This is a genomic window from Peribacillus sp. FSL E2-0218, assembly GCF_037992945.1.
Classification (GTDB): Bacteria; Bacillota; Bacilli; order Bacillales; family DSM-1321; genus Peribacillus; species Peribacillus simplex_B.
Genome location: NZ_CP150304.1, coordinates 3,393,458 through 3,405,849, shown reverse-complemented (window position 1 = coordinate 3,405,849; position 12,392 = coordinate 3,393,458). Strand labels below are relative to the sequence as shown.

Genomic DNA, 12,392 nt, shown 5'->3' with positions numbered 1-12,392 from the left:
GTACGAGAAAGAGGAGGAATAGCCTTGAATGCTATTGCTGATAAAATTTCCAAGATCGTGGATGGAAAAAGAGTCATTGTAAAAAAACCTGAATTGCTGGCCCCGGCTGGCAACTTGGAAAAGCTAAAAATAGCGGTCCATTATGGCGCAGATGCCGTTTTCATTGGCGGACAGGAATATGGCCTTCGTTCCAATGCCGGGAATTTTACGTTCGAGGAAATGACCGAAGGCGTCGAGTTCGCGAAGAAGTATGGTGCGAAAGTATATGTAACGACTAATATCTTCGCGCATAATGAAAATATCGATGGTCTTGAAGAATACTTGGAAGGCCTTCAGGAGGCTGGCGTTCATGGAATCATCGTCGCTGATCCCCTGATCATCGAGACGTGCAAAAGAGTCGCCCCGAAAGTGGAAATCCATTTGAGCACACAGCAATCCCTTTCGAACTGGAAGGCTGTCCAGTATTGGAAAGAGGAGGGCTTGGAGCGTGTCGTGCTGGCCCGTGAGACAAGTGCCGAAGAAATCCGTGAAATGAAGGAAAAGGTCGATATTGAAATCGAAGCCTTCGTTCATGGTGCGATGTGCATTGCTTATTCAGGACGCTGCACGCTTTCGAATCATATGACGGCTCGCGATTCAAACCGCGGCGGCTGTTGCCAGTCATGCCGTTGGGATTACGATTTATATGAGCTGGATCAAGACGGGGAAAAGCCTTTATTCGAAAAAGAAGATGCTCCATTCGCCATGAGCCCGAAAGACCTAAAGCTGATTGAATCCTTGCCAGGCATGATCGAAATCGGCATTGATAGCTTAAAAGTCGAAGGAAGAATGAAATCGATTCATTATATTGCGACTGTAATCAGCGTCTATCGCAAGGTCATTGATGCTTATTGTGCCGATCCCGATCATTTCACGATCAAGCAGGAATGGCTGGAAGAGCTTGATAAGTGTGCGAATCGTGAGACGGCATCATCCTTCATGGAAGGGGAAATTCCTGGGTATAAACAGCAAATGTTCGGGAATCATACCGTAAAGACTCGCTTCGACTTCGCTGGATTGGTGCTCGATTACGACGAGGAAACGAAAATCGCGACCATGCAGCAGCGTAATTTCTTCAAGCCTGGAGATGAAGTCGAGTTTTTTGGGCCGGAAATCGAAAACTTTACGCAAAAAATCGGAACGATCTGGGATGAGTCAGGCAACGAGCTGGAGGCAGCTCGCCATCCGCTTCAAATTGTCCGCATTCAGGTAGATGATCGAGTATATGTGAACAATATGATGCGGAAGGAGAATTGACATGACAAGAAAAAAACCAGTGGTCATCGGAGTTACAGGAGGGTCGGGATCAGGTAAAACAAGTGTTACCCGTTCCATTTTTGAATTCTTTCAAGGACACTCGATCTTGATGCTCGAACAAGATTATTACTATAAAGATCAAAGCCATCTGCCGTTTGAAGAGCGGTTGAAAACGAATTATGATCATCCGCTGGCATTTGATAATGATTTGCTTATCGATCACATTAACGCATTGCTGCGCTATGAAACGATAGAGAAACCCGTTTATGATTATTCGATCCATACTCGTTCCGAGGAGGTCATCGCCGTTGAACCGCAGGATGTCATCATCCTTGAGGGGATTTTGGTGCTGGAGGATGAACGTCTCCGTGATTTGATGGACATGAAGCTATATGTGGACACGGATGCGGACCTGCGAATCCTCCGGAGGATGACCCGTGACATTAAAGAACGCGGCCGTTCCATAGAATCGGTCATCGATCAATATATCAGTGTCGTCCGCCCGATGCACAACCAGTTCATCGAACCGACGAAACGCTATGCCGACATCATCATTCCTGAAGGCGGACAGAACCATGTTGCGATTGACCTGATGGTGACTAAAATTCAAACAATCCTTGAACAAAAGTCTTTTTTGTAATAACATAGCATAAATAATGATAGGTGCCATTTTCCTCCGTTTTTGAAAGAATCCCATTTATTTAGGGGGAAATACTGGACAAATGTTGGAAAACGCAATACTCTATTCTTGATACAGAATGAACCGGCTGCTAACCGCAGTCGGTTCATATACTAAAGAACGGTTGTTTCTTAGTATCGGTTGTGCGTGCTTTTTAAGTCGCGCACTAATATAGTTTGACTCGAGATTTTAGAGTTAAGTCCTGTATAGTACATAAACTTGGCATAAAGAATTTGAAGGAGTGAAGGGTTTTGGCAATTGAAAAAGAATATCCAATGACTAAAGAAGGTAAGTTAAAACTTGAACAAGAACTGGAACAATTAAAAACGGTTAAACGGAAAGAAGTAGTGGAGAGAATCAAGATCGCCCGCAGTTTTGGTGACCTTTCCGAGAACTCCGAGTACGATTCGGCAAAAGAGGAGCAAGCTTTCGTTGAAGGCCGTATCACAACGATCGAAAACATGATCCGCAATGCGAAAATCATCGAAGGCGATGATTCGAATACAGATACCGTTTCACTTGGGAAGACGGTAACATTCGTTGAACTTCCTAATGGTGACGAAGAGACCTATTCCATCGTTGGTAGCGTTGAAGCGGATCCATTCGAAGGGAAGATCTCCAATGATTCCCCGATCGCGAAAAGCCTAATGGGCAAAAGAGTCGGTGACAAGGTATCGATCATGACACCTGGCGGCGAAATGAGCGTCAAAATCGTATCCATCAGCTGATCCACTTACAGATTAAAGAGGATGTCCATATGGGCCTCCTCTTTTTTGCGGGAAAAAATGTTGCGGCAAAGTTGTTCATAATTGTTTAAAAATTCGCACCTCGTCAACAATGTTTACGAGGTGTATTTTATGAAAAAGAAACGATTGAGGTTGCTGGCTATTTTTTTGACCACTTGCATGCTGATACTCATAGGCAGGCTTGTTTACATTCAGCTTGTATCGACAGAATCTTTTTCAAAGCATGATGTGAACCTGATAGAAGCAAGCGTGGAGCAGCGTTCCCAAATATTGAAGATTGATGATGGACGCGGAAAGTTTTATGACAGGAATGGGGAGCCGCTTGCTCATGAAGAAATCCCCACGCTCGTGCTGTTTCCATTTCTGAAAAAAATGACATGGCCTATAGATGAGATTGCTTCGATTATCGGCAGATCGGAAAGTGAGCTGAAACGGGCAATCGAACAAGCGGATGAACCATTCATATTCGGCGGGGATGACCCGATCGAGTTGACGGCGAGCCAATCGAAGGCGATCAATCAATTGAAGATACCCGGCGTCTTTGCCGTGAACGAAAAGCTGTATCACAATCAAACACCCGCAGCGCAATTGATCGGCACGACGAATATATCGGATGCCGAGAAGAAAAAACGTTATCCGGACTTGAATTTGTCCCCCGAAACGAAAATCGGCAATACAGGACTGCAAAGGACCTTTGATGAGTTTTTGCTTTCGGCAGGGGAATCGAAGCTCGTTTTTCATGTGGACGCAAGCGGCGGCCCGATGTTTGGTGTCGATGTTAAATACGTGGAACCGGCCAACCCCTTGTATCCTGTGAAGGTCGTGACGACGATTGATAAACAAATACAGGAAAAGGCGGAAAAGCTGGTTGATGAACGCGGCATAAAAAAAGGCGGACTCGTGCTGATCGATATTAAAAAAAGTGAAATCGTCGCGATGGTATCGCGTCCGGCCCTAAATATTAAAGACCCGAATGGAGCAGGAGCAGTCAATATGATGCTGACTCAAAAAACGCCAGGGTCCGTCTTTAAAACGGTCACGGCCGCAGCCGCCATCGATCATAAGGCGGCGAGTCCCTCCAGGACATTCAATTGTAACTTGACGATTGATGGAAGGACGGATAAGCAGAGGGAATTGGGGATGCTGAATTTTGAAAGCAGCTTTGCCCAAAGCTGTAACAGGACATTCGCCGAATTGTCACAGGAAATTGCCGAGAAGGATCCTGACTTTCTGGAAAACTATGCGAAGAAGTTAGGGTTGATAGGTGAAACGGGCTGGAAAGGTGATGTATATCATACGAAAGTCACTCAGTTGTACCATGAACAAACCGGAAAGGTCTGGCACGACGATGATTTAAAGAAAGATCCCAAGATGATTGCCAAAACCGCCATCGGCCAGCAAGACGTCCAAACGACACCCCTGGCGATAGCGAACATGATGGCCACGATCGCCCGCGGCGGCAAGAAGGAACAAGTCAAAGCCGTTTCCAAGGTTGAATTCAACAATAGTACGACTGTGGTCGACTTTAAGAATCAAAGCATGGGAGGGGAGACACTTTCTCCGTATACGGCGATGAAGATGCAGCAGCTCCTAAGGAAGGTTGTGACCGAAGAAAAAGGGACCGGTGCTTCCTTGAGAGATTTGCCTGTGGAGGTTGCGGGTAAATCAGGAACAGCTCAGACGAATATAGAAAAAGGGGAGCTCAATAAATGGTTTGCTGGCTACTTCCCTTATAAAAATCCCGAATATGCGCTCGTTGCCGTGAATTTTGAAACGAAGGAGAATAGCTCCAGCATGACGCCGCTTTTTTCAGATATTGTAAAAGTTATATACGCCAAGGACCAGGACTGATACGAGATATGACGAAAAGTGTAGGAAACCCTTCCCTTCTATCTGTCGCTGAATCATGTTAAAATGGGGGCAGTAATGAAATGGTAAGGGAGGAATGGACCTTGGGCTCACGATTCAATCAGCGAGATCAAAAAAGAAAAGTAAATAAAATATACAATATCGCAATAACCATCGTTTCCATTTTAATCGTCATTGTCGCCATCACCATTTTCTTAAGTGATGGGGGTACAGAAGCTAATCCAACCACGACGGAACCGAAGCAAATTACCGATAAAGATAAGGGCAAATTGGACAAGCCTGCTGGGAAAGTGGAAGAAAAAGATTCAGAGAAGGAAGCGGACGAAGATCTTAATGCAACGGAGGAAGAGGAAGAAAAGGCAACAGAGGATGAAGAAGCTTCGGATAAAGCGGGAGATGCCGAGCTTGTGGAAGTGGAAGGAAGCGGAGATGGCAATGTTGCGGCCACCTATAAGAGTGAGGGCTGGAAACCAGTCGGGACCGAGCAATCCGGTGAGCATACGACAAGCTTTCAAAAGGGCTCCGTCGACTGGAACGAAATGAGTAAAGCCATTGCGCTTGGAGCTGGGATCGATCAAGGCGGCATGAGGCTATGGTGGCTTCAAAACGGCGGTTCGCCCAACACGGCAATCGGTACCGTATCTGAAGGGGACAATCCAAAAACCTATCGGGTCCATATTGAATGGGTCGACGGCTCTGGCTGGAAACCTGTAAAAGTAGAAGAATTGAAGGTTAATGATAAACGCAAATAGTCCCAAACTAGTAAGCCCCCGGAAGGAACACTCCTCCCGGGGGCTTTTTGCTTGGTCATTTTTTTGCCTTGAAATGAACGACAGCACTATAAAAACGTCTGCCTTCCTCGCTTACATACATTTGATGTGAGACCGAATGAACCTGGAGCATGATCGCTTTATTGATTTCGATTTGCGCCTGGATTTTTTCTTCGAGATTCTTGATGCTTTCTGCCTCGAAAAACTCTATTTTATCTTCGAATAAATTTAAGTCGAGCTGAAAATTCATTAAGGCTTCCCTCCAACATAGTAGATAATGTTAGTTTAACACACCATTTTAGCCGAATCTAAAACGGAATGAGGGTTTGCCTAAAAAAACGGCACGGTTTTTCATATTATTTCATATTATACTTATAGGTTTTATTGTATTATAATAAAAGAGTGCTTAGGCAAATCTTTGCTGCATGGTGAATTTGCCTAAATAAACAGCACTTTTTTGTGTTTAATTCATATTATACTTATAGGCTTTATTATATTATAATAAAAAGGTGATAAAAAATGGGCAGAGAATTTTTGGATTTATTTGAGGAATGGTCGAAATCGTATGATGATACTGTCGGTGGACACGATATTGAATATCAAGAGGTATTTAAACACTATGATAGGATCTTGGATAGCGTGACGAATCGGGCTCATGGCCATGTTCTGGAGTTCGGAGTGGGCACCGGGAATTTAACGGAGAGGTTATTGAAAAAAGGCCTTAAGGTTACGGGAATCGAGCCTTCACCTGCAATGAGGGAAATTGCGGTCGGGAAGCTTGGCAATGTAACGCATATAGCCGATGGCGATTTCATGGATTTCCCGGAGCCGGAAAGTGTGGATTCGATCGTCAGTACGTATGCATTTCATCATTTAACGGATGAAGAAAAAGAAAAAGCGATAGCCAGCTATGGAAAGTTACTGAATACTGGTGGTAAAATAGTGTTTGCGGATACGATGTATCAATCAAAGGAAGCGCATGAAAAAGCGATTTCCGATGCAAAGCAGGCAGGCTTTCATAATTTGGCGAACGATTTGCAAACGGAATATTATACAACCATTCCTTTTTTGGAAAGTGTTCTTGAAAAGCATGGGTATTCTGTGAACTTCGAGCGCTGCAATCAATTTGTCTGGATTATGGAGGCGGAAAAATTATAGGAAGAGGTTTTTTACTAATGAAAGTAGCCATAATCGGAGCAATGGAAGAAGAAGTTACGATTTTACGTGATAAATTGGAAGGTTTGGAGCAGGTGACCATTGCCGGTTCCGAATTCAATACAGGAAAACTGGACGGTGTCGAGGTCATATTGCTTAAATCCGGCATCGGTAAAGTGAATGCCGCTATGTCAACGGCGGTGCTCTTGGAAAAATTCAAACCGGATGCGATCATCAATACGGGTTCTGCCGGCGGATATCATCCCGCACTTAACGTAGGGGATGTTGTCATTTCTACCGAAGTTCGCCACCATGATGTCGATGTAACTGTTTTTGGATATGAGTATGGCCAGGTTCCTCAGCTGCCGGCTGCCTTCATTCCGGATGAGAAGCTTTTTGCCCTTGCAGAAGAAGCGGCAAAGGAAATCCAGGATATACAAGTGGCGAAAGGATTGATCGTAACGGGGGATTCGTTCATGAATGATCCTGTCAGGGTTGAATTCGTCAGAGGCAAATTCTCGGATCTATATGCCGTGGAAATGGAAGCGGCAGCGATTGCACAGGTGGCCTACCAATTCCAAACACCATTTGTCATCATACGTTCCCTTTCGGACATCGCAGGTAAGGAGTCCAATATTTCCTTTGATAAATTCCTGGAAACGGCGGCGCTTCATTCAGCTGATCTGATCGTGAAAATGGTTGGGAAAATGAAATGAATGAGCAGTGATCAGCGTGAGATTCTCCGCTGATTACTCTTTGGTTTCATTACTCACTAAATTGGTAGGGAAACTATGAAAGGATGTACGAATATGAAGGTCTTTCAAAACATACATGAGTTGGTCGGAAAGACGCCGCTGATGGAGATCACCCATTTCCCGCTTCCTGATGACGTCCGCATCTTTGCCAAACTGGAATACTTCAATCCGGGAGGCAGTGTGAAGGACCGTCTCGGCCAGGAGCTTTTGGCACAGGCGTTGCAGACAGGGAAAGTGAAAAAGGGCGGGACCATCATCGAACCGACAGCCGGGAACACCGGGATTGGACTGGCGCTTGCGGCGATAAACAGTGGAGTCGATGTGATATTTTGTGTGCCAGAGAAATTCAGTGCCGAGAAGCAGGAATTGATGCGCGCTCTTGGAGCAAAAGTGGTCCAGACCCCGACTGAGGAAGGAATGACAGGAGCGATTGCCAAGGCGAAGGCCTTGCTTGCCGAAATTCCCGGGTCATATTGTCCCGAGCAATTTGCCAACCCAGCCAATCCCGATGCCTATTATAAAACGCTGGGACCTGAAATTTGGGATCAGATGGATGGAAGAGTCGATGTATTTGTTGCCGGTGCCGGGACGGGTGGGACTTTCATGGGCACATCGCGTTATTTAAAAGAAAAAAAGGCTGCTGTCAAAACGGTCATTGTCGAACCAGAAGGGTCGATATTGAACGGAGGCGAAGCGGGACCCCATAAAACAGAGGGCATAGGAATGGAATTCTTACCAGCTTATATGGATGAATCGTACTTTGATCAAATTCATACGATAAGCGATCGGCAAGCGTTCGATATGGTCAAGGAATTGGCTATGAAGGAAGGCCTGTTGGTCGGCAGTTCTTCCGGCTCGGCATTTGCTGCGGCCATGGATGAAGCGGCCAAGGCTTCCCCAGGGACGAATATTGTCGTTGTATTCCCCGATTCCAGTGAACGTTACTTAAGCAAGAAAATTTATCAGGGAGGTATGTAAAATGAGAAAGAAAACACAATTGATCCACGGTGGCATTTTTGGAGATGAAGCAACTGGTGCCGTCTCGGTGCCAATCTATCAAGTAAGCACTTATAAACAGGATGGTCCGGGGGATCATCGCGGATATGAGTATTCCCGTACAGGCAATCCTACCCGCCATGCGCTTGAGGAATTGATCAAGGATCTTGAAGAAGGAAAAAGAGGATTCGCCTTTGGCTCCGGGATGGCAGCGATGACCGCCGTCATGATGCTGCTGAGCAGCGGAGATCATGTCCTGATGACCGATGATGTTTATGGGGGTTCTTTCCGGGTGATGACGAAGGTGCTGAATCGCTTTGGAATCGAAGCTTCATTCGTCAATACGAGTGATATCGATTCGATTCAAAACGAAATCAGGGACAATACGAAAGCGTTGTTCATCGAAACCCCGACGAATCCATTACTGAAGATCACGGATCTGGAAGCCGTAGCAAAAATAGCGAAGGCAAACGGGATCCCGACGATCGTCGATAATACCTTCAGCACGCCATACTGGCAGAATCCGCTTACGCTTGGTGCGGATATCGTCCTGCATAGCGCTACGAAGTACCTGGGGGGTCACAGCGATGTTGTAGCGGGCCTTGTCGTGGTGAATGATGAAAAAATCGGCAATGACCTTCACTTCATCCAAAACTCTACAGGGGGCGTGCTAGGGCCTCAAGATTCATGGTTGCTGATGCGAGGCATTAAAACGCTGGGAATCCGGATGGAAGAACATGAAAAAAACACTTCCCGGATCGTTGAGTACTTATCCGCCCATGAAGGCGTTTCGAAAATCTATTATCCAGGTCTGGAAAGCCATCCAAATCACGAAATAGCGAAAAAACAATCACGTGGCTTCGGCGGCATGGTTTCATTCGATGTCGGCAGTGCCGAAAAAGCCGCAACCGTCTTGAATAAGGTGAAATACTTCACGCTGGCTGAAAGTCTTGGAGCAGTGGAGAGCCTAATTTCCGTGCCGGCTTTGATGACGCATGCTTCCATTCCGGCAGAACGCCGTGCCGAGCTTGGAATAACCGACGGGCTCATTCGCATATCCGTAGGCCTGGAGGACGCGGAAGACTTATTGGAAGACTTGGAGCAAGCACTAAAGGGGTAAAAGGGGACCATTCCGCATTTTAAGCTGACTGCCATTATTTACTTTCTGTCATTTGGAATAAATATGGTAGAATGAGATATCGATAACTTAACAGCTTGAAAGAAGGTGGAATGGCATGAAAAAACGTACAAACCAAACGGCGGCAATGCTTAATTCGAAAATGGCCGATTTTAAACAATTTGGAATCACTTTGCTATGTGTAGGTTCGTTTTTCTATTTAGGAACCATCCTTCCCTCTGGCGGCAAAACGATGATTGACACATATGCCTATATGGGAGCGACGATCATGTTCCTTGGCGTATCCATATTATTTTTCCGTTTATCCAATAAATACAAAAAGATCTTGGCAGAAATGGATGACCAGGATACTTTACAACAATAGAATCAGGATACAGGCTGCAGGCAAACTCGGGCGTTAAGGGAGTTTGCCTGCAGCTTTTTTATTTCTTGAATATTTTTCCCTTACCCTGCATGAAGTTAGTTTCTGAGCCCGTCGTATCGGAGGATTTGGACTGGGGGGCGAGTAACGCGCCGAAATGGTGAAAGATAGCGGTAACTATACGGAGAATCCTGATCGGATTCGAGAGTAACCCATGAAATTGACGAGAAACGGCTCCAATTGCCTGTGAAAAGGGCAATTTTTATGAGAATTCACCTCAAATTCGATGTAAACTCCTTCAAACCCGCGAGTAGCTTGTACCTTAGCCCGTTTCATTGCTCTGCAGGCACTCCCTATCCAGAGGGATCCGTTAGCCTCTTTGGCGCACGCGCCTGCGGGGCCTCCCTTAGCCGCGTATTTCCTAAGCGGAAGGCCACACACACCCTCCGTTCCAGTGTGCCTGAAGCCTATATGAGCACCCTCCTTGCCGATAGTATTGGGACTTGGGTCGTGTCATTGACCTGCACGGGCTGAATTTTTGAGCGGCCAAGGTAGGGCTGTTTAATTTCGAAATCAACAGCATGGGGATTTGTCATTCCTATTGCCTTCACTTTCTATAAATTCTGTTTGAAAATGGGTAAAAAGAAAGAATTTTAAAAAAAATAGGCAAAAGCCGTTTACAAATTCCGAAATTGTGGATATACTTACCAAGTAATAAAAAATATTCCAAGGGAGGTCGAAGAAAATGAATTTGTATCTATATGGAGTCGTCACTAATCAAATTGGCTTGACTTATTCAATTGACAATCAAATACCATTCGACCTGTGCCACGCGGAATATTTCTAAAGCAAATGGGCTTTATTAATCATTCAAACATAGCGGCCGCAGGGAGAAGTCTTTTATCCTGCGGCCTTTTTATATTTTTTTGAAAAAGCTGCAGGAGGACATAACTTTCTGCGGCCTTTTTATGCCTTTTTGCGGGGCCGCACCCTAAAAGGAGGTGATACTTATGACACTGAATATGCTTTTTTTCACAATTACGATCAAAATGAAAAAAATGACTGCCGAGGAATGCATGCAGCAGGAGAGAATCAATAAAATTCGTGAAGAACATTTAGACAAAGCGATGAAGCATCGTCCTTTTTTCTAAGATAGATGAGGTTTGGTTTCCCAAAAATTCAATGAAAGGTGGAGGTTAATATGATGAACTTAGTCTATGTAAAGGGAGCAAAGCGTTGCTGGTGGCAGGAGAAGGATACCGGCTAACGGACTTTGCCCATAACGGATCCCAGTCGGAAAATCGCTCAGGTGAAAAGGAAAAAACTCGGAAAACTCGGCCAAATGCCGAGTTTTTTCCTTTTAGCAGCACGAACTTTGTCCGCCATATCCATATCCCGGGAACCAGCAGAACCCGAAGATAAGCAATACAATCAACAGCACTATAAACAGGCCATAACCGTATCCGTAACCGCCGCCATAATTTGGCGGCGGAGCCGGATACCCATAGTTGCCGCAACCGTATGGTCCATAGTTATATCCCATTCCAAGACACCCCCTTTCCTTAAAAATTCACTTGTATTATATGATTGAATGGTTTTGTCCGATTGGGAATTCATCCATTGGCGATACAAACATTTCATCCTTTCATGATTTCTTTTATCGGGACAGACACGAACAAGCCCACTCCTGCATAGGTATGAATGAGGGGACCAAAGAAACGGGGGATGAAACCAATGCCCGGAATACTTACAGTTGTCGGATATATCATCAAAGAATTTTACTTATTTGTTTCCTATGTAAAAAACAATGCTTTTCCCCAGCCTTTATCATCTCAGGATGAAAAGAAATATCTGAAGCTCATGAGTGAGGGGGATGGGGATGCCCGTAACATCTTAATCGAGCATAACCTTAGGCTTGTTGCCCATATTGTCAAGAAATTCGAGAACACGGGCGAAGATACGGAGGATTTGATTTCGATCGGGACGATCGGTCTGATAAAAGCGATTGAAAGTTATTCGGATGGGAAAGGTACAAAGCTCGCTACGTATGCGGCGAGATGTATCGAGAATGAAATCCTGATGCATTTACGCGCCACAAAGAAAACGAAAAAGGATATTTCCTTGCATGATCCAATTGGCCAGGATAAAGAGGGAAATGAAATCAGTTTAATCGATGTACTGAAATCGGAATCTGAAGATGTCATCGATACGATCCAGCTTAATATGGAAATTGAAAAGGTGAAAAAATATATTGATATATTGGATGAACGGGAAAAGGAGGTCATTGTAGGCAGGTTCGGGCTGGACTTGAAAAAGGAAAAAACCCAACGGGAAATCGCCAAAGAGCTAGGGATTTCCCGCAGTTATGTATCAAGGATCGAGAAACGCGCGTTAATGAAGATGTTCCATGAATTTTACAGGGCGGAAAAAGAGAAGGAAAAGAAGGCTAAAGGTTAAACGCAAAGGCTATTTCCGCATAATGCGGTTTGGGTGGATTCCCCGCGATGCTCGCTTCGCTTGGGCGGGCGGTGAGTCCGCAACTCCGCTTTAAAAAATATCAATCTTTACGAAAAGAACCAACGTAAAAAAAGAGTGCCGGCACATTTCCCGGCACTCTTTTTGCTTTA

At 45.1% G+C, this 12,392-nt stretch carries 14 protein-coding genes; 12 read left to right on the top strand and 2 right to left on the bottom strand.

Translation table 11 applies throughout. The annotated features are described in order from the left end of the window. Window positions 1-24 precede the first annotated feature (24 nt). The 5 genes from MHI53_RS16425 to MHI53_RS16405 all read left to right on the top strand — a co-directional run bounded on the left by MHI53_RS16425 (window position 25) and on the right by MHI53_RS16405 (window position 5,342). Window positions 25-1,296: a U32 family peptidase gene (locus tag MHI53_RS16425; protein ID WP_340371744.1), complete on the top strand. Its 1,272-nt coding sequence runs from the start codon at window positions 25-27 to the stop codon at window positions 1,294-1,296. 1 nt (window position 1,297) lies between these two features. Then, window positions 1,298-1,936: a uridine kinase gene (udk, locus tag MHI53_RS16420; RefSeq protein WP_061143649.1), complete on the top strand. Its 639-nt coding sequence runs from the start codon at window positions 1,298-1,300 to the stop codon at window positions 1,934-1,936. 290 nt (window positions 1,937-2,226) lie between these two features. Then, window positions 2,227-2,703, top strand: a complete 477-nt coding sequence (gene greA / locus MHI53_RS16415; protein ID WP_061143648.1) for a transcription elongation factor GreA — start codon at window positions 2,227-2,229, stop codon at window positions 2,701-2,703. A gap of 129 nt (window positions 2,704-2,832) precedes the next feature. After that, window positions 2,833-4,572, top strand: coding sequence for a penicillin-binding transpeptidase domain-containing protein (locus MHI53_RS16410; protein ID WP_340371743.1), 1,740 nt, complete (start codon window positions 2,833-2,835; stop codon window positions 4,570-4,572). A 101-nt stretch (window positions 4,573-4,673) separates the two neighbouring features. Further along, window positions 4,674-5,342 carry a YrrS family protein gene (locus MHI53_RS16405; protein ID WP_340371742.1) on the top strand — a complete coding sequence of 223 codons (669 nt, stop codon included), beginning with the start codon at window positions 4,674-4,676 and terminating at the stop codon, window positions 5,340-5,342. A gap of 55 nt (window positions 5,343-5,397) precedes the next feature. On the opposite strand, the gene MHI53_RS16400 is transcribed toward MHI53_RS16405, so the two are convergent. Next, window positions 5,398-5,610 carry a DUF2536 family protein gene (locus MHI53_RS16400; protein WP_057911652.1) on the bottom strand — a complete coding sequence of 71 codons (213 nt, stop codon included), beginning with the start codon at window positions 5,608-5,610 and terminating at the stop codon, window positions 5,398-5,400. 269 nt (window positions 5,611-5,879) lie between these two features. On the opposite strand from MHI53_RS16400, the gene MHI53_RS16395 reads away from it, so the two are divergent. From MHI53_RS16395 to MHI53_RS16370, 6 genes are all read left to right on the top strand, one after another. Beyond that, window positions 5,880-6,518 carry a class I SAM-dependent methyltransferase gene (locus tag MHI53_RS16395; RefSeq protein WP_340371741.1) on the top strand — a complete coding sequence of 213 codons (639 nt, stop codon included), beginning with the start codon at window positions 5,880-5,882 and terminating at the stop codon, window positions 6,516-6,518. A 17-nt stretch (window positions 6,519-6,535) separates the two neighbouring features. Further along, window positions 6,536-7,231, top strand: coding sequence for a 5'-methylthioadenosine/S-adenosylhomocysteine nucleosidase (gene mtnN / locus MHI53_RS16390; protein WP_340371740.1), 696 nt, complete (start codon window positions 6,536-6,538; stop codon window positions 7,229-7,231). A 93-nt stretch (window positions 7,232-7,324) separates the two neighbouring features. Further along, window positions 7,325-8,248 (top strand): cysteine synthase family protein, encoded by a 924-nt coding sequence (locus MHI53_RS16385; RefSeq protein ID WP_061143643.1) that lies wholly within the window; start codon window positions 7,325-7,327, stop codon window positions 8,246-8,248. A gap of 1 nt (window position 8,249) precedes the next feature. Beyond that, entirely contained in the window at window positions 8,250-9,386 is a 1,137-nt protein-coding gene (locus tag MHI53_RS16380) for a bifunctional cystathionine gamma-lyase/homocysteine desulfhydrase (RefSeq protein WP_340371739.1), read from the top strand. A gap of 115 nt (window positions 9,387-9,501) precedes the next feature. Continuing rightward, complete coding sequence (locus MHI53_RS16375) at window positions 9,502-9,768, top strand: YrhC family protein (RefSeq protein WP_061143641.1); 267 nt, start codon at window positions 9,502-9,504, stop codon at window positions 9,766-9,768. A 1,007-nt stretch (window positions 9,769-10,775) separates the two neighbouring features. After that, window positions 10,776-10,916 (top strand): YrzI family small protein, encoded by a 141-nt coding sequence (locus tag MHI53_RS16370; RefSeq protein ID WP_081092517.1) that lies wholly within the window; start codon window positions 10,776-10,778, stop codon window positions 10,914-10,916. Between the two features lie 209 nt (window positions 10,917-11,125). Here MHI53_RS16370 and MHI53_RS16365 read toward each other — a convergent pair whose 3' ends face one another. Continuing rightward, window positions 11,126-11,308, bottom strand: a complete 183-nt coding sequence (locus tag MHI53_RS16365) for a hypothetical protein (RefSeq protein WP_081092516.1) — start codon at window positions 11,306-11,308, stop codon at window positions 11,126-11,128. 191 nt (window positions 11,309-11,499) lie between these two features. Between MHI53_RS16365 and sigK the strand changes: the two genes are divergently transcribed. Then, window positions 11,500-12,222: an RNA polymerase sporulation sigma factor SigK gene (gene sigK, locus MHI53_RS16360; protein ID WP_034308596.1), complete on the top strand. Its 723-nt coding sequence runs from the start codon at window positions 11,500-11,502 to the stop codon at window positions 12,220-12,222. Window positions 12,223-12,392: the final 170 nt, after the last annotated feature.

Bases quoted from the DNA above. Each gene is read 5' to 3' on its own strand.
- MHI53_RS16370 (WP_081092517.1), top strand. From the start codon at position 10,776: ATGACACTGAATATGCTTTTTTTCACAATTACGATCAAAATGAAAAAA.
- MHI53_RS16400 (WP_057911652.1), bottom strand. From the start codon at position 5,610: ATGAATTTTCAGCTCGACTTAAATTTATTCGAAGATAAAATAGAGTTT.
- MHI53_RS16385 (WP_061143643.1), top strand. From the start codon at position 7,325: ATGAAGGTCTTTCAAAACATACATGAGTTGGTCGGAAAGACGCCGCTG.
- mtnN (WP_340371740.1), top strand. From the start codon at position 6,536: ATGAAAGTAGCCATAATCGGAGCAATGGAAGAAGAAGTTACGATTTTA.
- MHI53_RS16410 (WP_340371743.1), top strand. From the start codon at position 2,833: ATGAAAAAGAAACGATTGAGGTTGCTGGCTATTTTTTTGACCACTTGC.
- MHI53_RS16380 (WP_340371739.1), top strand. From the start codon at position 8,250: ATGAGAAAGAAAACACAATTGATCCACGGTGGCATTTTTGGAGATGAA.
- udk (WP_061143649.1), top strand. From the start codon at position 1,298: ATGACAAGAAAAAAACCAGTGGTCATCGGAGTTACAGGAGGGTCGGGA.
- MHI53_RS16395 (WP_340371741.1), top strand. From the start codon at position 5,880: ATGGGCAGAGAATTTTTGGATTTATTTGAGGAATGGTCGAAATCGTAT.
- MHI53_RS16375 (WP_061143641.1), top strand. From the start codon at position 9,502: ATGAAAAAACGTACAAACCAAACGGCGGCAATGCTTAATTCGAAAATG.
- MHI53_RS16365 (WP_081092516.1), bottom strand. From the start codon at position 11,308: ATGGGATATAACTATGGACCATACGGTTGCGGCAACTATGGGTATCCG.
- sigK (WP_034308596.1), top strand. From the start codon at position 11,500: ATGCCCGGAATACTTACAGTTGTCGGATATATCATCAAAGAATTTTAC.